Source organism: Streptomyces sp. NPDC005799 (genome assembly GCF_040630525.1).
GTDB lineage: Bacteria > Actinomycetota > Actinomycetes > Streptomycetales > Streptomycetaceae > Streptomyces > Streptomyces griseorubiginosus_B.
The window spans coordinates 72762-99194 of the sequence record NZ_JBEXXQ010000038.1; the positions used below are offsets into that span (position 1 = coordinate 72762).

The following is a 26433-nucleotide window of genomic DNA, read 5'->3' on the forward strand; positions in this document are numbered from 1 at the left end:
CGCGGGTGTCCTTCCGTGCCTCTCATGCTCTGCGGTCCACCTTGGACCGCAGGCCCTCCCTACTGTGGTTAATGGAGCCGCCCACGCATCGCTCCCGCAGTGCGCCTGGACACCCCGCTTTGCAGGAAGACGACACGATGAGCATGATCGACAAGTCCCGCGGGGCGGGCTCGAACACGCGCTCGACAGACATGCCGCCGCGGACGCGCAACGGTTTCGGAGTCCGGATGCAATCGGTCCCGAGTGCCGCCGCCCGGATCATCTCGACTGGTGGACGAGGTGGCCCGGGACCGGCTGTTGAGCACCTACGGCGGGAGATACCGTCAGGCCATGGCGGCCGTCGCGGCACAGGTGGCGCTGGCCCAAGACCGTGGGGACAGCAGGATCCGGAGCGACCGTGTCGCGGTTCTCGCCGACCTGGCTGCGGTCGGTTTTTACCTGACCGAGGAATGGCCATCCTCCCCCCTGCTATCCGCCGTGGCGCACAACGTGAGGAGAACCATGTTAGTGAAGAGGCACATAGGGGCGGTCGTTGCCGCCGGGCTGCTGGCCGTCGGTACAGGCGTGGTGGGGGCCCTTCTCGCATCGGGGGCCACATCGCTGCCGGTGACCGCCTACCAGGAGGAGGGCGACGCCACCTCGCTGATCGACGCGAGCGCCGCCGCCCTCAGCCGTGTCGGCGTGGACGGCGTTAACATGAATTCCCAAGGTACGAAGGTGACTTCGCCGAGCTCCGACGCCCGCGCGCAGCTCGCCCGCGCTCACTCCCTCGGTCTGAAAGCCGACCTGCTGATCGGCAACTTCAGCGAGTCCCTGGGGGACTTCGACGAGGCCGCGGCCAACCGGATGCTGTCCAGCACTGCCAACATCAACGCGGTCGTCTCCACGCTGAGCAGCGCGGTCGGTGCGCAGGGGTGGGACGCGGTCACCATCGACCTGGAGTCCCTCCAGGCGCGCGACACCGCGGGGCTGACGCAGTTCGCCACGGCGCTGAAGAAGGCGCTGCCAGCCGGGAAGACGGTTGGCATCGATGTCACCACCTTCACCTCGCTCAACGAGTTCGCACAGAACGGCTACGACCTGACCGCTCTGGGCAAGGCCGTCGACACCGTGGCGCTCATGGCGTACGACGAGCACGGCTTCGGCGACTCCGGCCCCGGGCCGGTCGGTGAGCTGTCCTGGCAGAAGCGGGGACTCGACCTGCTGCTCAGCAAGGTGCCGGCTAACAAGGTCGACCTGGGGGTAGCCGGTTACGGCTACGCCTGGTCACCCAACGGCGATGTCAAGCAGGTCGGCGACAAGCAGGCCCGCGACACGGTCAGCGAGAACGGCGCCACGGCCCGCTACGACACCACCGCGGGAGAGTGGACGGCCATCCTCGGCGACGGCACCGTGCTGTGGTGGTCGGACACGCGCTCGTTTGCCGCCCGGCGCACGCTCGCCGCGAACGAGGGCGTCCACGGCCTGGCCGTCTGGGACCTGGGGCTGTCGGACACCATCACGGCCTGACCGCGAGCCCTGCCGCGTGACCTACGGCCCCCGGCCGTAGGTCCACATTCGCCGTGGAGACCAATCCCGCGCGGGGCGTGTTGCGGCCCTCGAGCGGGCTGGGTCTCCGCGGCGCGGCCTGGACGCGCGTCGGAGATCACCCCCTGCCGGCACGACAAACTCACCGTTCACCTGCGGGCGGCCGGTCTCGGCGCGATCGCCGACCTGGGGTTCGTCGGCCTCGACGACGGTCGGTCCTCCTGACGCCGACCCGACAGTGATCACCGGCTACACGGCCGCCCGAAATCGGCCCCTGGTCAGAAACTGTCCAACAAGGCATTGGCCGCAGTGCGGGCCCCGGTCGAGCACGGCTTCGCCCATCTCAAGAACTGGCGTGTCCTCGGCAAGGTCCGCACGGATCCGAGGTTGGCGACTGCGCTGGCGCGGGCCCTGCTGGTGCTGACGAACCAGGAAGCCGACCGCTGACGGACGACCTTGTCGGCGGACTGCCGCCCCGGACCTGTCCGAGCCTCCCGGCACCTACGCATACCAGGCCATCTGACGTGCAGCTTTCACGATGCACCGTGCTCAATGAACCCAGCTACGACTACGACCGCCTGCGACGTTGGCTCCGCTTACGCGGAATCACCCACCGGATCGCCCGCAAAGGCATCGAGTCTTCCCAGCGGCTCGGCCGGCACCGCTGGACGATCGAACGCACCATGGCCTGGCTTGCAGGCTGCCGTCGACTGCACCGCCGCTACGAACGCAAAGCCGAGCACTTCCTGGCCTTCACCAGCATCGCCTGCACCCTGATCTGCTACCGCAGACTCGCCAAATGAGACGACCTCTCAGCGTCGACGCGCTCACGGCGGCCGCCCGCGCCGCCTGCGCCCCTGACAGACCCAAGTCCTCGCTCAGCCGGCGCCGTACCTCCGGGCCCGGCAATGGGACACGCCCGATGGTTGGAGTGACTTGGGCAGCCTCCGGCAGACCGCTGTACGGCCGGTGTGGGACCCAATGGCCGCCCACGGCTTCGTACCGGACCAACGAGGACGGTGCGAAGCCGTGGGCGGCGGTGCACGATCAGGCGCTTGATCAACTCACCGCATGCTGCGGCGACCCCTTGAATCCGCCCCATGTAGGGGCCTTCCGTCAGGCTGTCGGCCAGTTCGGGTCAAGCAACTTGGAACGATCGCTTGGACAGCCCGAACCGGTAGCCTTCGACCGTGGTCTGGACAGTCATTTCGGTGTCAGTGGAGGCCCCGAGGGTGACGAACAGTGGCAAGTAGTGCTCAACAGTGGGGTGCGCGAAGCGCACTCCGGGGGCGAGCCTGCGGTAGTTCGCCAAGGTCTCGACGTCACCGCGTGCGAGTGCGTCGGCAGCCCAGGCGTCGAAATCGGAGGACCATGTCGGCACCACGTTGTGCATGAACTGTTCCCGGGTGAGAAAGGGAACCCCGTGCGTCATGTAACCCGACCCGACCAGGAGCACACCTTCTTCGCGCAGGCTCCGCAGCCGACGTCCGATGTCCATCAGCCGGGCAGGGTCGTAAGTGGGCAAGGACATCTGTAGTCCCGGAACATCGGCGTAGGGATACATGGTCTTCAAAGGCACCCACGCGCCATGGTCCAGGCCTCGGCTGGCGTGCTGGTGGACTGGTTCGTTGTCCGACATCAAGGCCGCGACCCGGGCGGCCAGTGCACTGGCATCCGGTGTTTCGTAAGCCATCTGGAAATACCGCTCGGCGAAGCCGCCGAAGTCGTACACCAACGGCGTGCTCGGGGCTGAAGCCGACAGACTGAGCGGCGCCGATTCCCAGTGCGCGCTGACGATCAGGATCGCCGTCGGTTTGGGCAGCGCCTGGGACCACCCGAACAGCTCGCTCATCCACACCGCGTCCTCGAACAGCGCCGGAGAGCCATGGCTGAGGTAGAGCGCTGGCATCGGGCCATCGGCCGGAGCCCAGCGACGCTGATCGCGACTGGCGGGAGCCTGCTCGCTCATGAACCGGTCGTACACAGCCGCGGGATCCGCAGCAGTAGGCATGATTGACCTCATCAGGTTGTCGCGGGTAGGAACGTCGTTTTGAGCGAGACAGTTCGGTACGTAGTCAAAAGGTGACTATCCTTCAAGCGCGAGGCGCAGGACGAAGTCGTAGGTGAGGGTGCGATACGGCTGATCGAGCCCGTGGGCGTGATGGTCGTGGTGGAGCGTGGTCGTCCTGACCGCCTCAGCGGGCACGGCGCCTTCGATGGTGCTCTCGACCAGCGGGTCGCCATCGAAGTAGATCTGCGTGGTCAGTGGCAGGCATCCGTCGGCGGAGACAATCGCGTGGATGTGCAGCGGGCGCACTCCCTCGAGCTGCAACGCCCGGGTCAGCCTGGCGAGCGGGCTGTCCGTGGCCAGTCCGAATGTTTCGGTACCGGGCATTACCGTGCGGAACTCGTAACGGCCATCGGGATCGGTGATGATCCTGGCGCGGAGGTTGTCCGCGGGGATGCCGGTGGAGTCGTTGGGGATGTTCAGTGGCTCGAAGTCGCTGGTGTCCATGCCGGAATAGACGTTGTTGGCATCGATCTGCCAGATCTCGAGGGCTGCGCCGGGCAGCGGGACGCCGGTGGTGGTGCGCACGGTCCCGGACACGATGAGGGGTTCACCAGGTTCGTCGGGGCGCATCGGCAGCACGGCGGGACTGTGCATAACGGGAGCGCCGGGACGATGGGCGGGGCCTTCCATCTCCCAGTGGCTCGCGCCGTCCTTCCAGGGTCCACCGCAGGTACTTGTGGCTGGAGATGCCGCCCGGAGTGATGAAGATGTTCGTGCGGAAGTACTCGGCGATCGGGCGCCGGAGCGCCGTGAGGCTGTCCATGGCCGCGATTCGGTCGAGGTAGAACAGCACGACCTCCCCCCAGTGCCCCAAGATCAACTGCAGCTCGGGGAATCGGTCCAAGACGCCGGCGATGATCATCCGGAGCACGGTCAGCCCGGCGTCGTAGTGCCAGCCGAACGCGCCAGTGGCCAGCATGCTGTTCACGGGCTCGCCGAAGCCGCTGTAGTAGGCCTCGTTGACGACCGGGAACGGAACACTCGGGTGCAGGTATACCGGTGCCCGCAGGTCCTCGGCGGCCTCGTAGATGTCCCAGAATTCGGGAGCGTCCAGGGCGCGGCCGCGGGAGTTGGCGTTGACCAGCGTGCCGTTGAGTCCGAGCTCGGTGACCGCGCGCCGCAGTTCGTCGGCTGCGGCCGACGGCGCGGAGGTGGCGAGTGTCGCGAACCCCTGGAAACGCCCGGGGTGGTGGCGCACGGCGTGGGCGATCTCGTCGTTCGTGGACACCTGCAGGGTGACAGCCTCCGCCGCGTCGAGGTTCTGCAAACCCGGCGTCGTGAGGGACAGCACCGCCGTGTCGATCCCGGCGTCATCCATGGCGGCAACGCGTCCGTCGCCGATGTCCAACAGCGTCGGCGTGATGTCACTGGCGATGGCCCACTTCATCATGGGCTCGGCCAGCTGAGGGTCGTGCCGCTTCCACGCCTCGACCACGTCGGCGGTGACGAAGTGCTCTTCGAGTCCGTAGAGCTTCATCAATGATCAGCTTCGCACGGACTTGAGAGCGCCGGCCCAGGACTCGAGCTGGTCGAACAGGACAGAAGCAGCCTTGTCGTGTGCCGCAGAGGGATTGAACACCGCGAAGTTCTCGAAGTCGGTCAGCAACGAAAACGACAGCTGCTGGCGCACGTGGGCCAGCTGCAGCTCGCTCGAGATCGCCCGCAGGTGCTCGATCGCCCGGGTACCGCCGAGTGAGCCGTAGGAGACGAAGGCGGCGGCCTTGTTGTTCCACTCGGTGTAGACGTAGTCGATGGCGTTCTTCAGCGCCGCCGAGGTGGAGTGGTTGTACTCCGGGGTGACGAAGATGTAACCGTCGTACTCCTTGATCTTGGCGGCCCAAGCCTTCGTGTGCTCACTCGCGTACACGCCACGGCTCGCCGGCACGGCCTCGTCCAGGAGCGGCAGCGGGTAGTCCAGCAGGTCGATCAGCTCGTAGTCGGCGTCAGTCCGTTCCTTGGCCTTGGCCAGCACCCAGTTCGCCACGGCTTCGCCGTTGCGGCCGGGGCGGGTGCTGCCGAGGATGATGGCAAGCTTCAGGTTGCTCATGGATAGTCCTTCCGATCCGGACCCACTCACGCTTGAATGTTCAAGTGTGACAGTAGACGGCCTTACGTGAAGATTCAAGTCAAGTTCATGGCGACGCCGCTACGCTTCACGCATCTCCGCATCGGGAGACGCGAACGACTCCGAGCCGCGCCGGCCAGCAAGTTGACGAAGGCGACAGCGGCAGAAGACCGCAGGCACACGGATGCGGTTCCGAGGGTGACGATGGCACCCCGAGCGTCACGAAAAGCGGCACGCCGTGCTCGACAGTGGTCCGTCGGGGCGCATTGGCAGGACGGCCGGGGTGTGCAAGAGGGGGGCACCCGGCCGACGGGCGGGGCCTGCCATCTCCCAGAGGCTCGCGCCGCTGGGAAGAAGGGGCACGGAATACTCCTTCGGGACATCCGGTTCAATGCCGGATGCCGGCAACGAGTTCTTCCCCGTTGTGGACGACGATGCGTTAGCGGGTGGCCTTGTCGACCCCCAAACTTGAACCTTCAAGCGAGGAGAGGGGGGTGTCAGTACAATGCGCACATGCCTGCCTCAGGAGGGTCGAACGTGTCCGAGCCACGGTGGCTCAGCGGTGAACAGCTCGCGGCGTGGCGCGGGTTCATGAAGCTCCTCCATACGCTGCCCGCCGCTCTGGAGTCGCAGCTCCAGCAGGACGCGAAGCTCAGTTTCATCGAGTACTACGTGTTGGCCCACCTGTCCGACCAGCCCGAGTACCGTATGCGGATGAGCGAGCTGGCGGTCCTGGCCAATACAGAGCTCTCCCGGTTGTCCCACATGATCGGCCGCCTGGAGAAGCGTGCCTTCGTGCGTCGCGAACCCGATCCGCGCAATGGGCGGTACACGCAGGCCATCTTGACCGAGACCGGTTTCGCGTACCTGGCGAAGGCGGCTCCTGGACACGTCGGCCGCGTGCTCGACCTGTTCGTCGACGCCCTGACCCCGGAAGAACTGAGGACGCTGAACCAGATCACCGGCAAGGTGCTCGCCCGTATCGAGCGCCCACCGAGCGGAACAGCGGACAACGAGAACTCCCGCGCACAGCGGAAGTAGACGATCACGTGCCCCGGACACGTCACACCAGACGCAACTGAATCACACCTGCGCCATCTGTGTGTCACCTGCAGGGTTCGGATCCCCGGCTCGCATTCGTACGACCCCGCCGTCGGTGTCTGGTCACCTTGCTACGGCCGAAGGCCCCGACCGCCGACCACCTCGCCGCCCATCCGGGGCTCGGCTCCGGAGCTCGGGCTCCTCGATCCGCGGCGACCAACTCTCCCGGCAGAGAAACAAGCAGCTTATGGGCTCGTAACACGATCTTGCTGAGCGTGACTGGGTGGACGAGTCGGCCGTTCGTAGTGGTGTGAGTACCCGGCCCTGGATCGGGGACGACGACTTGTGGGCACAGGTCGAGCTGTTGCTGCCGGCCTCGGCCCGAGCGGTCGCCCAACCGAGGCCGGTGGCGTCCTCCACAACGACATAGCCCGGCAACTCCTGCCCCTGGAGCTGGGGTCCGGCTCCGGACGGACTTGCCGACGCCGCCTGGAGCGGCGGCAACAGGCCGAGGTCTTCGACCAGCTGCACCGCATCCTGCTCGCGAAGGTGAGACGATCACGCATACCTGAGGTACTTCTGATTATTGTGCGTCTCACTGACCGGCTCTTACGGTCGGACCATGCAGACCTTCACGCTAGGGGATTTCGAGATCGCCCGCGTCACGGAGTGGCACGGTGCTTTCGCACCGGTCAGCGTGCTCTTCCCCTCTGTTCCCGCAAGCCTCTGGCAAGAGAACCGAGCCTGGCTGGACCCGCACTTCTGGGACGCCGAGACCGGCGACTACCAGGCGCACATGCAGACCTGGGTGATACGGGGGCAGGGTCGCACGATTCTGGTGGACACAGGACTGGGCAACGACAAGCCACGCGTGCACGGCCTGCTGGCCAATCGCGACGGCGACTTCCTGCACCAGCTCGCCGCGATCGGCGTACAACCCGACGAGGTGGACACGGTCGTCAACACCCATCTGCACACCGACCACGTCGGGTGGAACACCCGGTGGGAGAACGGGGAGTGGGTGCCGACCTTCCCCAACGCCCGGTATCTGATGCACAAGGCGGATTTCGACTACTGGAACCCCGCCAACGGCCTCCCCCACATCTCGGACTTCGCCGACCCCGCCGACAGCATGGCGGGCTTCAACGACAGCGTGCTGCCCGTCCACCGAGCCGGCCAGGCATTGTTGTGGGAAGGCGCCGAGCACTCCGTCGCCGCCGGTCTCTCGCTGCACCTCGCTCCTGGACACACTCCCGGTTCCACGGTGCTCAAGCTGCACTCCGGCACGGACCGTGCCTTCTTCGTCGGAGACCTCGTCCACACGCCACTGCAGTTCCTCACGCCCGACCACGACACCTGCCTGAGCGAAGACCAGCACCAGGCCGCCAGGAGTCGCCGGCGCGTGCTGGAAGAAGCCGCGGACACCAACGCGCTCGTTGTTCCAGCCCACCTGGGCGGTGCCGGAGCGGCCGAAATCGTCCGGGAAGGAAGGGACTTCGCCATCAAACAGTGGGCCCCCTGACCGCGCGGTCGGCCCAGGGCTGACCCGAGCAGCCGTCGGCCCTCGCACATCCGCCCCGCCACCGCTTCCACCGCTTCCGGCGAACGAGACCATGAACACTTCTGCAAACCTAACTCCCCGTCGACCGCATGCCTGGGCGGATGTGGACGTGCTCAGTGACGTCATCACATCCCTCCGCTCGGGCCGCCCCTTCGCCAACCGGGAGGACCGCGCGGGCACGTGGCGTACTCCCTTCGCAGCGTTCGCCGGAGCGGGATTCCACATCGTGCTGAGCGGATCGTGCAGACTGCTGACGCCCGACGGCCTGCCCTTGACCCTGGACACCGGTGACGTGGTGCTCACCCCGCACGGCACACAGCACACGCTGGAGGACCCCGGCCGCACCGACACGGACTTCGACGGGCCCACCTCCCTGCTGTGCGGGGCCTACCGGCTCGATCGGACGCGGTCCCACCCCCTCCTGTCCGCCCTGCCGGACGTCATCCACCTGCGCTCAGAGTTCGGGCGTCATCCCGCGCTGCACTCCGCCATCTCCCTGCTGGGCAACGAACTGGAGAACCCGCAACAGGGGTCCATCTCCGCCCTGTCCACGCTCCTCGACCTCCTGCTGGTCTACATACTTCGGGCCTGGCTTGGGGACGAGGCTGACCGCGGCGCGCCCGGCTGGTCCGCAGCGCTGGCCGACCCCGCGGTCAGCGCCGCTCTCAGCGCCATGCACGAGGCTCCGGCCCGTGCCTGGACCGTCGAGGAACTGGGCAGGCAGGCCCGCCTGTCCCGTGCAGCCTTCGCACGCCGATTCACGGCTCTGGTGGGAGAGCCGCCCCTGACCTATCTGACCTGGTGGCGACTGAGTGTCGCCGCCCGCCTGCTCAAAGAAAGCGACGCGTCCCTCGAGTCCATCGCACAGCACGTCGGGTACGGCTCGCGATACGCCTTCGCCAGCGCCTTCAAACGCGCGCACGGCATCTCCCCCGGCCGCTACCGACTCACGCACACCGGCAACCAGCATCCGACACAATGGCACCCCGAGTCCGGAATGACGCCATGACATCGTCCCGGACAGCCACGGCCAGGGCCTCGTCTCCGACTCTGCGACCGCCTCGCAGGTCCATGGTCCGGCCCACGAGGAACTTCGCCATCAGGTTCTGTCTGCCCTGGGTGACGTGACCGACTTCGAAGGGCAGCTACCTGCCATGACCACGAACGTTCACGGCGCCGGCGGCCATGCCGTTGGCCTGCCGGTGCGGCGGTGGGAGTTCAGCTGACCTCGTTGCGGACGGCGGTGCCGAGGTCGGTGGCAGACAGGCGGAAGGTGCCCTGTCCGCCCTGCCGCTGTTGGCGGGCTTCGAGGCGGGTGAGCTGTCGACGCACCAGCTACGGTTTCGGCTCTGCAGCCGTCTCCCCAGCGAAATCCTGCCGACGGTCACCCCTTGTGCAGCTGGCCGACGAGCTGCTCGATGGCGTGCTCTGGAGAGTTCATCGTGCTGATCGCCCTTGCGGCGGTGGTGGCTGCCGTTCGGTGGGCGTCTGAGTTCACGATGCGGCGTGCCGCTTCGCCGGCGTCGGCCGGGTCGTCGATGACAATTGCGGCCCCCTGAGCTGCAACTCGCGCGGCGTTCCACGGATGGTCGGCAAAAAAGGGCCGGAGAACAAGTGGCAGGCCCGCAGTGAGCGAAGCCAAAACCGTGCCGGTGCCACCGGCGGACACCACGAGGTCTACTTCGGGAAGCAGCTTCGCGAGAGGCACGAAGCCGAGGGCGTGCACGCCCTGCACACCGGATGCGGCAGGCAGGTCGTCCGCGTCCGCGGTGGCCAGCACATCGAACCCGGCGGCGTCCACGGCGGACACCATGGTCGCGAGCGCGTCCTTGTCATCCACCGTCGTGCCGAGTGTGACCAGCGCGCGCGGCCGGGAGGATCGCTCGGGGAGGGACACTGCCATTCCTTCGCCGTGCTCATTCAGCATTGGCCGTAAGGAAATTCGGTCGGCAGCACGGCGTTCATCCGGGCTGAGCAGGAAATCAGGGTAGGCATCGACCAGGGCGATGCGTTCTGACGGGCGCAGTGAGCGCGCAGTGAAATTTTTCGCCGAACGATCGCGCAACGCAGCCGTGAAGTCCTCTGGCAGCGGTGCGCCTACCCTGTGTTCGACCCACGGTATCTTCAGCATCGTCGCGGCGAGCGGACCGAGATAGTCGAGCTCCTCGGTCACCAGAAGGTCCGGTTCCAGTTTGGTCAGCTGATCCACAGTCTCTTCGACAGCCAGATCGACACGCACCCCGGCGAAGTACTCGATCGTTCCGGGGCCCGGGTGCGCCGGGTGGAAGCCCGTGCGACGCAGAGTTTCCTCGACATTCGTGGTCACTCCTGGGCCGGCCGGCCAGACAGTGGCCGGAGCCAGTCGAGGCTCCATCTCTTGCGCTGTGACGACAACTGCTTCATGCCCGGCGGCGCGAGCGGCGTCGAGCAACGGCATCATCGGCAGGAGATGACCGGTCATCGGGTTCCCGGTGAAAGCGATACGCATTATTCCCCTATATGGAACGGACGTGCTCGCGATGGAACGCGAGCCTGAGTTGCTCTCGACGTCGAGGCCGCCGCCTTGTTGGCCCACGCGGCGTACAGATGAACGCATTTGGTGGCACGGCCTCGCTCAGGTGCGGCAGCGAGTAGCGTTCTTCAGGTCGCTTATGCTGCCAACATCCCCCGGCTCGTCTCTTGACGTCACTCTAAAACACAACACTTGAAGGTTCAAGTGAACAGTGAACACCGGCCCGCGTTCAATCGTGGATGACGGCACCTGAGCGCGGGCAGCCTGCCGCTCACGATGGCTGCCGAGCCGAAGAAGCTCCGTTACCGGTTGCTGCACGTCGCCGCACGCCTCACCCCAGGCGGCCGCCGTCTGCACTTGCGGATATCAGCCACCTGGCCCTGTAGAGACGAACTCGCCACGGCCTCCTGTCGCCTCGCCACGCTGGCCCGCCCGGCCGGCTGACCGGCAACATCACCTGACCGCCCACGACTCGAAGGACCTGGAGAACCCGACCACCGCGCTTCGCCGCCGTACCCGGCGGGGCGGTCCTCGTCCCGGAAGAAGGTCCGGCACGCGGACACGGAGGATACCGAGGGCGTCGGCTTCATCGGGCGCCGTCCAGGCCGCGGGCGTTGGCGGTGCGCCTCTCGGACGGCCCGACGGCGCTGTCCCAGCGCCTGGGTGCGCCCCTGGCAGCGCCGGCTGCCGTGTACCTGACGGTGGCGCCGAAGGACGGGCGGAATGGGCCGACGGCGGGTGACGCGTACGTGGCGGTTGAGCTGGGCCTGACCGTCGAGGTCCTGCGGGTACGACGCGACACGCGGTCGTGACAGTTCCGCGCCTGCACTGACCAGCCCCTGCCGTCCTCACGGCGGGCATTAATCCGGCAGTGCCGCTGTTCCACCAATGGACGCCTGCCACAGCAGCCCCGAGCGGCGTCTTTCAGGAACAGACGAGAACGGAACGGGCGGCATGAGCGACACACTGACCGGCAACCTCATACGGGCCGCCGCACCGACTGTGGACAGCGATCTGCTTGACCGGGCACGCCGGCACCGGCGGCACACCCTGGAACTGCTGACCGTCTGCGCCGTCGCTCTCGTCCCCTGGACCGTGCTGCTGGCGGCGACGCTGCCCTCCGGATACCAGGTCCATCACTGGAGCGTCACCTGGGTGGGGTTCGACGTCCTGCTCGTGGTCGCGATGGCGTCCACCGCGCTTCTCGGGTGGCTGCGGCACCGCGCCGTCATCGTGGCGGCGCTCGCAACGGCCCTGCTGTTGATCTGCGACGCGTGGTTCGACGTGTCTCTCGCCTTCGGTACCCCGGAGATCTGGCAGTCGGCGGCACTGGCCGTGTTCGCCGAACTGCCATTGGCCTTCTACCTGATCCGCCGGGTGACGGGGATGATCTCGTTGGTGCAGTGGCCCTCCGCCAAGGCCGAGGCGTGCAGTGACGAGCAGGCCACCGACCGGGACACCTGAAGGATCCGCGGCACGGCGGCCGTCTGCTCCGCCGAGGTCAGCTCGTGCGCCGCTGCGCCGCGGGCGTCACCGACTCCGGGTGCGCATACGACGGCGCCACCCGCAGCAGGCGGGCCGCCCAGCCGGGCAGATACCAGTTCCACGGGCCGAACAGCGAAACGAGCGACGGAACCAGCAACATCCGCACGATGGTCGCATCCAGGAGGATGCCGATACCAAGGCCCGTCGCCAGCGTCTTCAGATCGGTACCCGGGCCGGAGGCGAGCGCGGCGAAGGCGAGGAAGAGGATCAGCGCGGCGCTGGTGACCAGCCGGCCGGTGCGGCCCAGGCCCTCGATCACGGCGGCGTCGGTGGAGCGGCCGGTGTCGTACTCCTCTCGGATGCGGGAGAGGATGAACACCTCGTAGTCCATGGACAGTCCGAACAAAAACGCGAAGACCATCAGCGGGATCCAGAAGGTGACCGCGCCGGTGGCCGCGATGCCGAAGATCGCGTCGGAGCCGTGCCCGTCCTGCCAGAAGATCACCATCAGGCCGAGGGTCGCCGCAAGGGAGAGCAGGTTCAGCAGGACCGCTTTGAGCGGCAGCAGCAGGGAGCGGAATGCGCGCACCAGCAGGACGTACGTCAGCAGGGCGATGATGGTGAGCATAAGCGGGAAGTTGCCGTAGACGGCATGCATGAAGTCGATCTGTGCCGCGCCGATGCCCGCGACACCGAGGACGCCGGGCAGACCGTCCGCGGCGGTCTTGACCCGTTTGACCACGCCGACGCTCTTGGAGTTCACGGTCTCGTGGTCGGGGACGACCACGACGATGCTCTGCCCGGCGCGGTTGCCGGCCGGTCCGGACGGCACGAACACGCTGCTGACACCGTCGATGCCGGCGAGCTTGTCGGCGGCCGTGCGGGCCCGGTCGGTGCGGACCAGGACCTCCATGGGGGTCAGGGCGCCAGTCGGCACACCGCCGCGCTCCAGCGTCTGCAGGGTCTCGTAGGCCGGGCCGCTCTTGGCCAGTGACTCGGACGAGGCGAGACCGATCTTGATGCCGAGGAAGACTCCGGTCAGAGCGAAGAGTGCGGCCAGCGCGGTGGCGGCGGCGATCCAGCGGCGTCGTACCACAGCAGTGGTCCACCGGCTCCAGAAGCGGCTGGCCCGGTTCTCGTGCCGGATCTTCGGCCAGTCGACTCTCGGTCCGATGCCGCCCAGGATCGCCGGGGTGAGCGTGAGCGTCGTCAGCACGCTCGCCAGGGGGATGAGGGCCCCGCCGTAGCCCATGCTCCGCATGAACGGGACCGGCAGGACCACCAGCGCCAGCAGACCGATCGCGACGGTGACGCCGCTGAACAGCACGGCGTGCCCGGCGCGTTCCATCGCGACGACGACCGCATCGTGATTGTCCCGGCCGTGGTCGCGCTCCTCACGCCAGCGTGTGACGAACAGCAGCGAGTAGTCGATCGCCACGCCCAGGCCGATGAGGGCGACCAGGAACTGCACGATGAACGACACATCAGTCGCATAGGTGAGCGGCAACAGCATCACAAAGGTCGCGAGGATCGACACCGCGGCCACCACCAGCGGCAGCAGGGCCAAGAAGGATGCGAACACGAAGGCGAGTACGGCCAGAGCGCCGACGGCGCCGAGAAGTGTCTCCCCGAGCACGCCCGGCCCACCCCCGTTGTTGCCACCGGAGGCCAGCACGTCCTCCCCCGTCACGCCGACCGCAGACCCCGCCGGCACGGCGTGCCGCGCCGCCGACCGGATCGGATCGGTGAGCAGCTTCTGGCTGGGTGACGGGTTGAAGCGGTAGAACACCAGGGCGTAGGCCGTGCGGTCGTCCTTCGTCCGGAACGCCTTGTCCCCGGTGTTCGCCTCGTCGATCACCCGTAGGCCCGGGACGGCTGTCCCGGCGGCTGCGAACGCCCGCCCGACGTCCTGCTCGTGACCGGTGACCGTCTGCCCCGCGGGGAATGTGACCGAGACCAGATAGGGGTTCGTGTCACCGCCGCTGCCGAAGGCGCGCTCGATGCGGTGGGCCGTCACCGTGCCGGGCTGACCGGGCAGGGAGAAGTCGATCGTCAGCCGGTTCGTCGTCCGGCCGGCCAGGAGGATGCCGGCGACGAGCACCAGTCCCCAGAACCCCACTACCGCCTTGCGATGCCTCAGAACAAACTCGGCCCACCGCCGCATGCTCGGGCCCTCCCCACGTTGTAGGTTGCGGGAGTTTAGCGCTATGCACCCTTCCTTCACTATCAGGTAAATCGATAACTTTTGATGCGATCCAGTGCCGTGTCGTCCAGGGCCCATCGGGGACGACTGCCGTTCTCCGGCCAGTGCGGCTCGGGCTCGACGACCAGGTCCAGGCGGTCGGTGCAGTCGGCGCACTTCCGGGACTTCACCCACATGCCCGGGTGGTTGCGGTGCTCGCTGGTGACCTCCCAGGCGAGATGCGCCCACTCGGATTCCCCGTCGACCTGGTCGAGGGAGGCGATGGCCTCGCGCCGCCCGTCGCCGCACATCTGCGCGAAGCGCATGCCCGGCCAGCAGGTGCCGCACTGCCTGTCGAGGCAGCACCCCCACTTGGCGTCGGCCGCTAACCACCGATTGTGGCGCGAGGTCATACGCAATCTGCCCACCAGAGGGGCCCAACAGCCGGGCGCCGTCCCGTGGTTGTCAGCCCGGTCAGCTGAACGTGTTGCAGGCGGCAACGCGGCCGGAGCTGTAGCCGGTGGAGAACCATTGCTGGCGCTGGCTCGCGGAGCCGTGGGTCCAGGTGTCGGGTGTGACCTTGCCCTGGTAGCGCTGCTGGATACGGTCGTCACCGACGGCGGCGGCCGCATCCAGCCCGCGGTTGATGTCGTCCTTCGTCAAGTCGGTGATTAGTGGCTTACCGCTCTTGGGATCGGGGGTGGTGGTCGCGTGGTGAGCCCACACTCCGGCGTAGCAGTCCGCCTGCAACTCGAGTTTCACCGAGCCGCTGTTCTGGCCCTTTCCACTGCCGCGGGAGATCGTTCCGCTGAGGTCCTGGAAGTGGTGGCCGTATTCGTGCGCGATGACGTAGGCCTCGGCGAACGGGCCGCCCTTGGCGCCGAACTTGCTGCTCAGGTCGTTGAAGAAGCCGAGGTCGAGATAGACCTTGTCATCGGCTGAGCAGTAGAAGGGGCCGACGTCGGACGTCGCCCTCCCGCAACCGGTGTTCACACTGCCCGTGAAGAGGAACGTCGGGGCCTGCTGATAGGGCTTGCCGGCGGCTGTCTCCGTCTGCTTCCAAAATGCTTGCACGCTGTCGACCACGGCGACGATCCGGCACTCCTCCTTGCGGTTGGCGTCGGCACCGGTCCGGCAGTTCGCCGCGAGGTCCGCGGCCGACTCGCCGGACGAGGACGTGTCGCTGCTGCCAGAGCTGAAGATGCCGGGGTCGACACCCAAGAGTACGGACGCGACCAGCACCACGAGCCAGACGAGTCCTCCGCCGACGGTCTTCCCGCCGCCCGGGATCCCGCTCAGCGCACCCCCTCGACCGTCCTCGACCTCGGACGTGTCCAAAGCAGCATCGTTGTCGAATTGCATACGTTGGCCCTCTCTCAAGCAGCGCGCCGGACCGCCCCGCGTCGTCCCGCTCGACTACCCCGTACGAGGACATCCCCATCCCGTCCCCTTCCTCCTTCGCCTTCCGAAGGAGGAAGGGGACCGCGAGCAGCCCGTGCCGCGTCTCCGTCAAGGTCAGCTAGGACTCGTGTGTTGGGCTTGTCCCAATCTGTGGGACGCCGGGACACGGCTCGCCGAGATGGACGCCGACGGTGTCGAGGCGCGGGTCATGTCGCCGACACCGGTCTTCTTCTCCTACGACCGGGACCCCAAGGGGTCGGCGGCGATCGCGCGGATCTTCAACGACCTGGCCTTGGAGTTCGTCGTCTCCGGTGCGGCTCACCCTGCCCGCACCAACCGGTCCGCACCCGCTTGGCACACTCTCGTTGCACCTGGTCGACCGCACGCGCGCCGATCCCTGGCAGGATTCCCGACCGGCTGGGGAACTCATGATCCAGCTCTGGTACCCGGCACGCGCCCCCCATGAGCCCCCGCCCGTGCCGTGGATGTCGCCAGGGCGTCGACCTTCGAAGCCTTGGCATGCCCAGCGCCTGTATGGCCTTCTCGGCGTGCCCGCACAGCACTTGCGGCCGAACCGGGTTCCCGGTGACCACGGCGATGCTGCGGGAGGCCTCCGGCAGCAGCTCAAGCGTCGGCTCCGAGGAGACCGCGATCCTGGTAGCCGAATCGGTCAGCTTGCGGTTGGCCAGACCCAGGCGCACCGTCTGCTCGTGCAGCACCAGCGGCCGCCGGCACATCCGGGCCGCCAGACAGGCAGGAACGGCCACTTGACTTCTCCCCCAGCTGAAGCAGGGAGATTCTTCCCTCGCGGGTTGAGCTTTCTGCTTCTCAGACAGCAGCTGCCCCGAACCAACGGCAAGGGACGTGGGTACGCCCAGCAGTCTTACGCCAGCTCCACAGACCTGACATCCCGCCAGCCCGACGGTAGGCCCGGCCAGCCTGGTTATCGCCGACCTGACGCCAAACAGACCACCACCTACCTGCGGCTGGTTGGCGGTGAACGCCGATCCGCCCTGGCGGCGCATCGGCTGTCCCTGCCATGCTCCGCAGGAGACCGTCTCCTCCCCCGCCCCAAGGCGGGGGTATCCACGCAGGAATCCCGATGAAGATTCACCCCGACGAGCTGAAGTCAGTAACGCCCGCCGCAGGGCCGACAAACTGAGCCCGGGCCGGCGCGCGGCGCTGGATGCGGTGGGCATGAGGGGCTCGACACTGGGCTTCGACGCGGGCGTTTCCACCCGACGCCGCCAGTCTGCTACCGGGCCTCCTGGCAGCTACCCGAACCGGACTTCCACCGGCAGGCGGCAACGAGCTTACGACCGAAGATCACTTACAACATCAAGACCTCCAGTCTGCTGGGCGCGCGAAAGATCGGGGCTAGACCGTTCAGGCCCGTCCTTCCTGTGATCGTTGCGGTGGCCGAATATGGGAGATACCACTGCTGCGCCAGTGACCCACGAGACACGGGCACTTGATAGGCGCAGGTCGCGTTGCTGCGTCAACCAGACCATCGACTCCGGGGATACAGGGACTGGTCACAAAGGCGCCAACCTCGAATCACTATATTGACATTCTCACCGAAGGTCGACAAAATTCCCGCAGGTTCCATCCATGATGGAGTGATTTAGTCAGACTTGCCGTTCCCTTCGAGGCTGCAAGGGCGAATAATTCTCTCCGTCTTAGCGTTGGGGGAATACATGAAATTCCGCTTCAGACTGGCTTCGCTAGCGGGGGCAGTGGCGCTCGCCGGGGCTTCTCTGCTCGCTACCGGGGGACAGGCGAACGCGGCCTACTCCGAATGCCCGGCCGGGGCCCTGTGTGCCTACGTTGGCGCCAATGGGGCCGGCTCCCCGGGGCCGGTTTACGACGACAACACCAACCTCCAGCAGTACACCAAGTTCGCGAACGTGGTATCGCTGTACAACCACGGCAACAACTGCAACGTCCGTATTTACTACGGGCTCAGCTACACGGGTGCCAACTACGTCCTTGCTCGGGGATATGCCAACGACGACCTCACAGGCTACGTGTGGTACCACCACGTCTACTCCAACGACTGGTGCGTGTGATACGGCCCTGCCGCGGGAGGCGGTGGCTGTGCGCGATTGCAGTCACCGCCTTGCTGGGTGGCACCGGGTGCGCCTGGACCGGTGGCGCGAACGGGCGTCCTCACGGGCCGGCCCTACCCAGGCCCATGGCCGGCGTAACGCAATTCACCGCTAGTGAGGCATTTGCATTCCACAACGCCACGGAGCGGGAAATCGCCGCTTGCATGCGCGAGCGACACCAGGTCTACAGACCGGTCCCGGGTTTGGAGAACAAGCGCCTGGCGGCAGCGAACCCCTACGGCCTGCTAACCGAGGAACAGGCCCGCACGGACGGCTACGGGATAACGGGAGAAGCTTTCGAAAAAAATAGCCAAGGCGTCCCTTCGGATCCCAACAAGGGAATTGTGCAAAGACTGAGCAAGGGCAAAGTAAGGGCGTGGGAAAAGGACCTTTCAGGATCACGGACTAGTTACACCAAGGTGACCGCGCCCAGCGGCTCCGTCCTGCAGATCCCCAAGAGCGGATGCGTACGTCTGGCTAATTCACAATTCTACGGTGAAAAATGGGACGCGCTGTACTTCGTAGTTCAGGACCTGGCGAACCAGGTTATCGCCAAGACGGAAGAGAGCAGGAGCGTCAGGGCCGCTGTACAAAGATGGTCGAAGTGCATGAGAGCGCACGGTCACCCGGGATTGACTTCGCTACAGGATCCGCGCCGTCAGATCACGAACGATCTCAAGGCGGCAGGAGACGACACGACCAAGTGGAAAACCCTCGGCAGCCACGAGATCAGCCTCGCCCAGCAGGACTACACATGCGAGCGGGCCAGCAAGGTGCACGAAACAGTGAACATCGCCCAGAGCGTGGCCGAACACCAAATCCTTACGCCCCGCTGGGCGGCGGCGGTGGAGCAGTTCCGAGAGCTGAGGAAGAAGGCGGACCGGAGGGTGTCCCTCGATAGGGACGGGGAAGCTGTTGTCGGGTCGCCCGGGGAATCGAACCCCGGGTCTCCCATAGAGTGAAGTAGGCCGCGACGCGTTCATCGCCGAGCAGCAGGAGGCCGCCGACATCTTCGCCGCATACGGCTACATCGCTACAGCGGTCAACGGGGCGGATGCCCGGCTCACGCCGCTGGAGCCGCTGGTAGCAGGCGCGCTGGCCGCGCCCCGCACAACAGTCTGACGACCCCGTAGCGCCGTGATGCCGGTGGCGGAGGCAGCTGTCGGCACTCCGGCGCGTCGCCCCACCCGAGTCGCCGACGCAGTGCACTGGTTCATGCGCGCTCAGGTCGCCTCAGCCCGGTCCACCAGCGCCGATCCGCACTGCCGCTTCGTCCAGCAGCACATCGCAGTCGCCGACGCTCCTGCGCGACCGTCTCTTCGACAGCTCCAAACGGCCCGTCGGTCAGTCAGGTCTTTCAGGGGGGCGCCGATCAGGTGACAGGCACCATGGCCACAACGCACAAGGCTCCCGAGCCGTTGAGTCAGCGTTCGAAGTTTCAACCCATCGGCGCTGGAGGATCCTGCCGCACTCGACCTGCCCCATACGCTCATCGAATCGGCCCTGTTCCTCCATCTGCACGGCCGCCGCATGGCCCAGTGCCCGCACGGCAAGGAGATCTCCCTCACCGACCGGGACAACCTCCGCCTCCACAAGCAGCCGCAGGAGTAGCCCGCCGCCGTTCCCCCCACCGTGAGAGGAACCGCCCATGTCCACCACCGACACCCTCACGTGGCCAAGCCGTGCGGTGGGGCGGGCGGTGGTGGCGAGCTCGAGTAGTGCCGGGCGTATGCCATGGGCGGGCCCTGCCGAATGGGCGAGCCCCGTTCGCGTCACGGCCTCGTCTCCGTCCTGAGGAACTCGGCGAGGCGCTCCACCCCGGTGTCGATCTACTGTGGGCTCAAGTAACTGCAGGACAGGCGCAGTTGGCGGTCACCAGCGCCGTCCAGATAGAACGGGGACATCGGCGTCCACAGCACCCCGTATTTCCGCGCCGAAACCTCCAGTAGGTCCACGTCCGCCGCCACCGGCAGGGTCATACGAACGAAGAAGCCACCCCGGGGAGGGTCCAGTGCACCCCCGAAGGCGGGTCGAGGCCCAAGTGACGGTCCAGGGCCCCAGCGAGGTGCGTGAGGTTGCGCCCCGCAGAGCAGCCCCGATCACGTCTGTCCGCCAGTCACCGCTCATGGACCGAGCCTGCCCATGACTGATCAAGACGTGCTCCTCGCCCCCCCACCGTCCTCACTCGCTTCAAGCACCAACCAAGTGCGGCGACCAGCGGCCCCGGCCGATTTCAAGAATCGCCATCAACGCCGCAGACTACGCAATCGTCGCTACCTCATAAACCGATTCCAGCCACTCACCAGCCGCTTCGATTTTCTACAAGACGCCGAAGGAGCACGGCTTGGATGCTCTCCCGGTCGCAGGAAAGCACCGATGCGGCAGGAGGAGAAGTAGGGAGCCCAGCGTGGCAAGACTGAATGCTAAATGCCGAGCGGGAGTTGCTGGAGCCCTGGTTGCCGCATGGGTGGTGGGGCGTCCCCGGCTGGACGTTCGGCTTGTGCAGCCACGGAGACCGACCTCCGGATGTCGCGACTCGGAGGCAGTCCCAGTGAACTGCCCGATGCTTGCCGGGAGTCGGTCGAGCCAGTCCTGGCCGGCCGGCGTTGCGACACTACGGCCCGGTGCAGGGCTTCGGGTGCCCGCCGGAGCATGACTTCCACAGGATCAGGAATGAGCGTCCCGAGCTCCTCATGAACACCCTCCCCTGGTGCGGCACGCTCGACCAGCAGATCCAACGTTCGCCGACGGTCGGCCGCCCATCGTTGCCCAGGAAGGAAATATCATGTTCCAAACATGTCTTCCCTCTCATTCAGGGCATGTCCGGGTTCCCTGGGGCGACGACGGCACAGGCGGCGTCCACCGCGACCTGCTGGGGCACGATCGTCGAGAACAACTCCAGCCTGACGACCAAGCTGAAGGCCACGTACAACCTCAAGGACGGAATCGGCTCGGTCGGCGGCAACATCCAATCCGTGAGCAAGGACACCACTTTCTCCGTGGGGTGCGGAGCCACAAACCCGGACTCGGGCGTGCTGTGGTTCTACGGCCGGATCAAGGGCACCGAAACCAAGGGCTGGATGTCCTCGGACAACCAGAACTACGTTCAGCGGCACCTGGAACTACTGCTGAGCCGACTCCTGGGCGGGCTGCGCGACGGTGTCGTGCGCCCGCACCGGATTCCAACGCCTCGGCAGCAGCACGGAGGATCCGTCAGCAAGAGGCAGTCGTCACCGTCACTCGTCGCTTCAAAGTCCCTCCGATCAGCGTACCTTTGAGTGCCGCAATCGCCGTCGCCGTCGCCGCGGTCGTCGCATGGTGTTACGGCGGCGGCAGGGCGTGGGACGCGGCACCGGACGTCCTCCGGCCCGCCATCCCGGCCAAAACGCCTCAGTGCGGCCACGGCGTACTCGAACGTTACGCAGCTGCGCCCAGGAGCCTTGAACAGCTAGGGAAACTTCTGTCTGACCGTCGGCGCCCTCGCGGGCCGGCCGGCCGATCAAGGGGGCCATCATGCCGATCCAGGAGGGCGCCACCGTCCCCCGTCACACCACGACCGGCGTTCCCGACGCCCAAGTCAGCGTCCACCCCGTCACCACGGAGGACGGGCTCGGTCTGCAACTGACCCGTTTTCGCCGGGCGGAGTGCGACGACGTCGTACTCCTCGTCCATGGACTGACCGCGTCCAGCGACCTGTTCATCATGCCCGAGCACCGGAATCTTGCGACCTGCCTTCTCGACAACGGTTTCGCGGACGTGTGGACGCTCGACCTGCGGATGAGCAACCGCTTCCCGTACAACACGGAACCGCACGCACACACCCTCGACGACATCGCCCTGTACGACTACCCGGCCGCACTGGCCGAACTGCGCCGGCACGCCGGCAACCGGCGGGTGCACGTCGTGGCGCACTGTCTCGGGTCGATGACCTTCCTCATGAGCCTGTACGCCGGCGCCGTACGGGACATCACGAGCGTCGTCGTCAACGCGGTCGGCCTGCTGATGCGCGTACCAGCCTGGTCGCGCTGGAAGCTGGCGTACGGTCCCGCGCTCATCGAGGGCGCTCTCGGGCTGTCCCGGCTCGACCCGCGCGGCGGCGACGCGGCCTGGTTCAGCCGGAGCGGGTTGTTCGCCCGCCTGGTTTCACTGGCGCACCCGGAGTGCGACAACGCGGCCTGCCACATGGTGAGTTTCATGTGGGGCACCGGCTGGCCCGCGCTCTACAGCCACGAAAATCTCGACCCGGTCACCCACGACCGCATCGCGGACCTGCTCGGCCCCGTCGGGCTGGGCTACCACCGGCACATCGACAAAATCGTACGAGCGGGTCGTGCCGTGAAGTACGACCCCGCCGAGCCGCGTCACGCACGTCTCCCGCAGGACTACCTCGTGGCGGCGGCCAAGGGCGGCCCGCCGGTGCTGTTCCTGACCGGAGAGCACAACCGCGTCTTCGGGGACTCCGTCGTACAGGAGCACGAGGAGATGTCGCGGGCGACCGCCGACCCCGACCGCTACGAACTGCTCGTCGCCCCCCGCTACGGCTACGTGGACATGTTCATCGGCCGCGACGCGCACCGGGACGTGTTCCCGCACCTCATCGACTTCCTCCGCCGAAGGGCGATATGAGATGGCGCAGTCGCACGCCGAACACGTCCACACCGTCATCGTCGGCTCGGGATTCGGCGGCTCCGTGGCCGCGTACCGGCTGGCCGCGGCCGGGCAGCAGGTGGTCCTGCTGGAACGCGGACGCACCTACCCGCCCGGCGGCTTCGCCCGTTCCCCGGCCGAGATCGGCCGCGCGTTCTGGGACCCGAAGGCAGGGCTGCACGGCCTGTTCGACGTGTGGAGCTTCCGCGCCTTCGACTCCGTCGTCGCCAGCGGACTGGGCGGCGGATCGCTCATCTACGCGAGCGTGCTGCTGCGCAAGGACGAGCGCTGGTTCGTCGAGGAACAGCCGCTGCCCGGCGGCGGCTACGAGGCCTGGCCCGTCGGCCGCGCCGAACTCGACCCGCACTACGACGAGGTGGAGCGGATGCTCCGCCCGGTCCCGTACCCGCTCGACCGCCCCGGCTACACGGACACACCCCGGGCGCACGCACTGCGTGAAGCGGCCGAACGGCTGGGCCTGACGGCGGAACGGCCGCCGCTCGCGATCAGCTTCGCCCCGGAACCGGGCGCCGACCCCGGGCCCGGACTGCCGCTCGCCGACATCGACGGGGGCAACCTGCACGGTGTCGGCCGCCGTACCTGCCGGCTGTGCGGCGAGTGCAACCTCGGCTGCAACGACGGAGCCAAAAACAGTCTCGACCACACCTACCTATCGGCGGCACGGCGGCACGGCGCGGACCTGCGCACCGGGCACGAGGTGCGCGCGGTCCGGGCACTCGCGCGTGGCGGATACGCGGTCGACCACGTCAGACATGGACCGGACGACGAAGAGAAATCGGAGTCCCGAACGCTCCACACCATCAGCTGCGACCGTCTCGTCCTCGCCGCCGGCACCTACAACACGGTCTCGCTGCTACTGCGTTCCCGCCGGAACCTGCCCGGCCTGAGCCCGGCGATCGGCAGCCGGTTCTCGACGAACGGCGACCACCTCGCATTCGTGCTCCGGGCCAGGCAGGGCACCACGCCCCGGCCGATGCGGCCCAGCCGCGGTCCGGTCATCACCAGCTCCATCCGGCTGTCCGACGAACTGGACGGCGTACCGGACGCGGGACGCGGAGGGTACATCCAGGACGCCGGATATCCGGGGTTCGTGGAGTGGCTCGTCGAAGGCGCCCACGCACCGCAGGGAGTCTCCCGGGCGGCCCGCTTCCTGACCGGAAGGCTTCTCGACCGGATCTCCCACGCCCCGGACCCCAGCCTCTCGGGCGCGTTCGCCGAGCTCCTCGGGGACGGCGCGTTCACCGGTACGTCCCTGCCGCTGCTCGCGATGGGCCGAGACGTGCCGGACGGCGAACTGCGCATGCGCGGCGGCCGCTTGGACAGTACCTGGACGGTACGGGACGGCAGCGCGGCCCAGTTCGAGCGGACGCGCGGCATCATGCGGCAGATCGCCGGCGCCCTCGGCGGCGGATATGCCGACCATCCACTCTGGCACCGGCATCGCGTCCTCACCGTGCACCCCCTCGGCGGCGCCCCCATCGGCCGCCACCCCGGCACCGGGGTCTGCGATCCGTATGGCGAGGTCTTCGGCCACCCGGGTCTGTACGTCGCCGACGGGGCTGCGATGCCCGGCCCGGTGGGCCCCAACCCGGCCCTCACTATCGCGGCCCTGGCCGACCGTATGTGCACCCGCCTGCTGGAGCACGGTCCCGCCGCTCCACCGGCAGTCGCGCATCGCACGTATCCCCACCGCACCTCTCTGCAGTTCACGGAGGAACTGCGGGGACGCTACGCGCCCGGTGCCGAGGAGTCCCGGACCGAACCGTTCGCGTTCCGGCTCACCATCACGGCCGACGACGTGGACGCCTTTCTGGAGGAACCGGACCACGAGGCGCGCGCGGACGGCTGGATCGAGAGCCCCTCCTTCGGAGGACGCCGCCCCGTCCTGCACGGCAGCGTCCGCCTGTTCGCGGACGGTTGCCGCACGATGCGCTACCGGCTCCACTTCACCGACGCCGACGGTCTCCCCCGCACCTTCACCGGCCGCAAGGACCTGGCGCCCGGCGCCCCGGTCCGCCTGTGGACCGACACCACCAGACTGACCTTCCGCGTCCTGCACGGACACGTCCATGAACCGGGCGGGACCGACGCCGGCCTCCTGGGCACGGGGACGGCGCATCTCGGCGCCACCGATCTCGCGCGCCTTCTCACGACGTTCCGTACAACGGGCCCGCACGGCACCGCGGCCCTCACGCGCTTCGGCCGCTTCTTCGCCGGCGAACTCTGGAACACCTACGCCCTGGGGCGCCGCTGAGCAGGTCCGGACATGGCATCCCGTCCTAACGAGTTGGTGCGTGATGGCGAGAGAGGCCTTGTGCTTGGCCGTTGGCATGATCCGTCTGGGGCGATCATGGTCAATCGGGCCGTGCTGGCGGTTCGGCTGTTCACGGGGGGTGCCTCTATGTCTTTCGTCAAGCGACGCGTGGGGTTTTGGGTTCGTAGAAGGTGCCGTCGCGGAGCATCGCGAACAGGACGTTGATCCGCTGGCGGGCCAGGCGGAGAAGAGCTTGCGTGTGGGTCTTTCCTCGGGCCCGGCATTTGTCGTAGTAGGTGCGGGAGGCGGGATCGTGCAGGGCGGCGAACGCGGACAGGAACATCGCGCGTTTGAGCTGCCGGTTGCTGCCTCTGGGTGCGTGTTCGCCGTGGATCGAGGTCCCCGAGGACTTCGTGGTCGGGGCGAGGCCGGCGTAGGAGGCGAGGTGGGCGGCGGTGGGGAAGCTGGTGCCGTCGCCGACGGTGACCAGCAGCGCGGCGGCGGTCCTGACGCCGACGCCGGGCAGCGACGTCAGGACCTTGGAAAGAGGGTGGTCCTCCAGCAGGGCTGTGATCTGGGCTTCTGCCGCCCGTCTTTGTTCGTGAACGGCGCCGAGCGAGCGGGCCAGCGACGGGATCACGGCGTCCAGGGTGCCGGTGCCCGGGACCACGACGGTCTGCTCGTCGAGCGCCTCGAAGACATCGTCGATCAGCCGCTTCGCCATGCGCGGGGCCTTGGGCCGGATTATCTCAACCAGCCTGCGGCGTCCGGCCTTTCGCAGTGCGGCCGGGGATCCGTAGCGTTCCAGCAGCCAGGTGACCGCCTGGTGATCCAGACGCGGGCCCAGGACCCGTTCCAGGGACGGGTGGAACTGGGTGAGCAGGCCCCGGATCCGGTTGCTGGTGCGGGTGGCCTCGGCAGCCAGGTCCTGGTCGAAGCCGACGAGGACGGTGAGTTCGGCGGTGATCTCGTCGGTCAGCTGAAGCGAGCGCAGGGTGTGCGGCATGGTGCGGGCGGCGTCCGCGATGACGGCCGCGTCGCGGGCGTCGGTGTTCGCCTCGCCCGGGTAGAGGTCGGCGATCCGCCGCATCGACAGGCCCGGCAGGTAGGCGACCTGGCAGCCTGTGTCGCGGGCCACCGTCAGCGGCAGAGCGCCGATCGAGGCCGGCTGGTCCACGACGACCTGGACGGTGCCGAACTTCTCGCGGAGCTTGTCGAAGACCTGCCTCAGCTTCGGTTCGGTGTTGGGCAGCTGCTTGTCGAAGACCTTCTTGCCGGCCGGGGTGAGTCCGTGTCCGTGGTGAGCGCTCTTCCCGACATCCAGGCCCAGGAAGACGCCTATCTCGTCGTACGCGTTCAAGCCGTCCTCCCGAACGGGGCGTGCGGTGCTGGCCTGGGCGTTGGCGTCGTGCGCGCATCCACGTTATGCAGACCTGCCGCCCGCGAGCTGTCCGGCATTGCGCCGAACCGGGCAGTGGCCGGACCTCTCATCAGCGTCTCCGACGGCACCTCCCAGGCCCGGTGGCACCACCCCCCAGGTCATCCGTTCCAATGCCGT

General features: G+C 67.4%; 21 protein-coding genes and 4 pseudogenes. 15 read left to right on the forward strand and 10 right to left on the reverse strand.

The genetic code is table 11. From position 1 onward, the window contains the following. The first annotated feature begins 501 nt into the window (after positions 1 to 501). The 3 genes and pseudogenes from ABZ453_RS32555 to ABZ453_RS32565 all read left to right on the forward strand — a co-directional run. Positions 502 to 1509 carry a glycosyl hydrolase family 18 protein gene (locus ABZ453_RS32555; protein ID WP_359020538.1) on the forward strand — a complete coding sequence of 336 codons (1008 nt, stop codon included), beginning with the start codon at positions 502 to 504 and terminating at the stop codon, positions 1507 to 1509. Positions 1510 to 1794: 285 nt separating this feature from the next. Continuing rightward, positions 1795 to 1974, forward strand: a pseudogene (locus ABZ453_RS32560) (transposase family protein); the annotation flags it as partial. A gap of 116 nt (positions 1975 to 2090) precedes the next feature. Then, positions 2091 to 2330, forward strand: a pseudogene (locus tag ABZ453_RS32565) (transposase); the annotation flags it as partial. Between the two features lie 335 nt (positions 2331 to 2665). Here the strand turns inward: ABZ453_RS32565 and ABZ453_RS32570 are convergent. From ABZ453_RS32570 to ABZ453_RS32585, 4 genes are all read right to left on the reverse strand, one after another. Next, complete coding sequence (locus ABZ453_RS32570; RefSeq protein ID WP_359020540.1) at positions 2666 to 3496, reverse strand: class III extradiol ring-cleavage dioxygenase; 831 nt, start codon at positions 3494 to 3496, stop codon at positions 2666 to 2668. Between the two features lie 117 nt (positions 3497 to 3613). Then, positions 3614 to 4168 (reverse strand): hypothetical protein, encoded by a 555-nt coding sequence (locus ABZ453_RS32575; protein ID WP_359020605.1) that lies wholly within the window; start codon positions 4166 to 4168, stop codon positions 3614 to 3616. Continuing rightward, on the reverse strand, positions 4146 to 5075 hold the full coding sequence (locus tag ABZ453_RS32580; protein ID WP_359020542.1) for an amidohydrolase family protein: 930 nt from the start codon (positions 5073 to 5075) through the stop codon (positions 4146 to 4148). Before ABZ453_RS32580 ends, ABZ453_RS32575 begins: the two co-directional genes overlap by 23 nt. Positions 5076 to 5081: 6 nt before the next feature. Beyond that, a complete protein-coding gene (locus ABZ453_RS32585; protein WP_359020544.1) occupies positions 5082 to 5645 on the reverse strand; it encodes an NAD(P)H-dependent oxidoreductase in 564 nt (187 codons plus the stop codon). Positions 5646 to 6200: 555 nt separating this feature from the next. Between ABZ453_RS32585 and ABZ453_RS32590 the strand changes: the two genes are divergently transcribed. The 4 genes and pseudogenes from ABZ453_RS32590 to ABZ453_RS32605 all read left to right on the forward strand — a co-directional run bounded on the left by ABZ453_RS32590 (position 6201) and on the right by ABZ453_RS32605 (position 9274). Then, positions 6201 to 6704 carry a MarR family transcriptional regulator gene (locus tag ABZ453_RS32590; protein ID WP_359020546.1) on the forward strand — a complete coding sequence of 168 codons (504 nt, stop codon included), beginning with the start codon at positions 6201 to 6203 and terminating at the stop codon, positions 6702 to 6704. 441 nt (positions 6705 to 7145) lie between these two features. Continuing rightward, a pseudogene (locus ABZ453_RS32595) lies at positions 7146 to 7250 on the forward strand (IS5/IS1182 family transposase); the annotation flags it as partial. A gap of 76 nt (positions 7251 to 7326) precedes the next feature. Continuing rightward, the gene (locus ABZ453_RS32600) at positions 7327 to 8226 is read left to right on the forward strand and encodes an MBL fold metallo-hydrolase (RefSeq protein ID WP_359020548.1); all 900 of its coding nucleotides are present in this window, start codon (positions 7327 to 7329) and stop codon (positions 8224 to 8226) included. A 148-nt stretch (positions 8227 to 8374) separates the two neighbouring features. Further along, the gene (locus ABZ453_RS32605; protein WP_359020550.1) at positions 8375 to 9274 is read left to right on the forward strand and encodes an AraC family transcriptional regulator; all 900 of its coding nucleotides are present in this window, start codon (positions 8375 to 8377) and stop codon (positions 9272 to 9274) included. A gap of 375 nt (positions 9275 to 9649) precedes the next feature. Here ABZ453_RS32605 and ABZ453_RS32610 read toward each other — a convergent pair whose 3' ends face one another. Beyond that, the gene (locus ABZ453_RS32610) at positions 9650 to 10753 is read right to left on the reverse strand and encodes a nucleotide disphospho-sugar-binding domain-containing protein (protein ID WP_359020552.1); all 1104 of its coding nucleotides are present in this window, start codon (positions 10751 to 10753) and stop codon (positions 9650 to 9652) included. A gap of 300 nt (positions 10754 to 11053) precedes the next feature. On the opposite strand from ABZ453_RS32610, the gene ABZ453_RS32615 reads away from it, so the two are divergent. The 3 genes from ABZ453_RS32615 (at position 11054) to ABZ453_RS32625 (ending at position 12241) form a co-directional block, all read left to right on the forward strand. Further along, positions 11054 to 11221: a hypothetical protein gene (locus ABZ453_RS32615; protein WP_359020554.1), complete on the forward strand. Its 168-nt coding sequence runs from the start codon at positions 11054 to 11056 to the stop codon at positions 11219 to 11221. A gap of 176 nt (positions 11222 to 11397) precedes the next feature. After that, positions 11398 to 11589, forward strand: a complete 192-nt coding sequence (locus tag ABZ453_RS32620; protein ID WP_359020556.1) for a hypothetical protein — start codon at positions 11398 to 11400, stop codon at positions 11587 to 11589. A 142-nt stretch (positions 11590 to 11731) separates the two neighbouring features. Then, on the forward strand, positions 11732 to 12241 hold the full coding sequence (locus tag ABZ453_RS32625; protein ID WP_359020558.1) for a hypothetical protein: 510 nt from the start codon (positions 11732 to 11734) through the stop codon (positions 12239 to 12241). A gap of 37 nt (positions 12242 to 12278) precedes the next feature. Here ABZ453_RS32625 and ABZ453_RS32630 read toward each other — a convergent pair whose 3' ends face one another. The 4 genes and pseudogenes from ABZ453_RS32630 to ABZ453_RS32645 form a co-directional block, all read right to left on the reverse strand. After that, positions 12279 to 14381, reverse strand: a complete 2103-nt coding sequence (locus ABZ453_RS32630; protein WP_359020560.1) for an MMPL family transporter — start codon at positions 14379 to 14381, stop codon at positions 12279 to 12281. Between the two features lie 107 nt (positions 14382 to 14488). Then, a complete protein-coding gene (locus tag ABZ453_RS32635) occupies positions 14489 to 14770 on the reverse strand; it encodes a hypothetical protein (RefSeq protein ID WP_359020562.1) in 282 nt (93 codons plus the stop codon). 148 nt (positions 14771 to 14918) lie between these two features. After that, the gene (locus tag ABZ453_RS32640; RefSeq protein WP_359020564.1) at positions 14919 to 15806 is read right to left on the reverse strand and encodes a neutral zinc metallopeptidase; all 888 of its coding nucleotides are present in this window, start codon (positions 15804 to 15806) and stop codon (positions 14919 to 14921) included. A 557-nt stretch (positions 15807 to 16363) separates the two neighbouring features. Next, positions 16364 to 17044: pseudogene (locus ABZ453_RS32645) on the reverse strand (glycosyltransferase); the annotation flags it as partial. Between the two features lie 498 nt (positions 17045 to 17542). Here ABZ453_RS32645 and ABZ453_RS32650 point away from each other — a divergent pair. From ABZ453_RS32650 to ABZ453_RS32670, 5 genes are all read left to right on the forward strand, one after another. After that, positions 17543 to 17914: a peptidase inhibitor family I36 protein gene (locus tag ABZ453_RS32650; protein WP_359020566.1), complete on the forward strand. Its 372-nt coding sequence runs from the start codon at positions 17543 to 17545 to the stop codon at positions 17912 to 17914. Positions 17915 to 18117: 203 nt separating this feature from the next. Next, entirely contained in the window at positions 18118 to 18915 is a 798-nt protein-coding gene (locus ABZ453_RS32655) for a hypothetical protein (protein ID WP_359020568.1), read from the forward strand. A 1857-nt stretch (positions 18916 to 20772) separates the two neighbouring features. Then, positions 20773 to 21231: a hypothetical protein gene (locus ABZ453_RS32660; protein WP_359020570.1), complete on the forward strand. Its 459-nt coding sequence runs from the start codon at positions 20773 to 20775 to the stop codon at positions 21229 to 21231. A 235-nt stretch (positions 21232 to 21466) separates the two neighbouring features. Further along, positions 21467 to 22579 (forward strand): alpha/beta fold hydrolase, encoded by a 1113-nt coding sequence (locus ABZ453_RS32665; RefSeq protein WP_359020572.1) that lies wholly within the window; start codon positions 21467 to 21469, stop codon positions 22577 to 22579. Position 22580: 1 nt separating this feature from the next. Then, positions 22581 to 24875: a GMC family oxidoreductase gene (locus ABZ453_RS32670; RefSeq protein WP_359020574.1), complete on the forward strand. Its 2295-nt coding sequence runs from the start codon at positions 22581 to 22583 to the stop codon at positions 24873 to 24875. A 157-nt stretch (positions 24876 to 25032) separates the two neighbouring features. Here ABZ453_RS32670 and ABZ453_RS32675 read toward each other — a convergent pair whose 3' ends face one another. Further along, positions 25033 to 26235, reverse strand: coding sequence for an IS110 family transposase (locus tag ABZ453_RS32675; protein ID WP_359020576.1), 1203 nt, complete (start codon positions 26233 to 26235; stop codon positions 25033 to 25035). Positions 26236 to 26433: the final 198 nt, after the last annotated feature.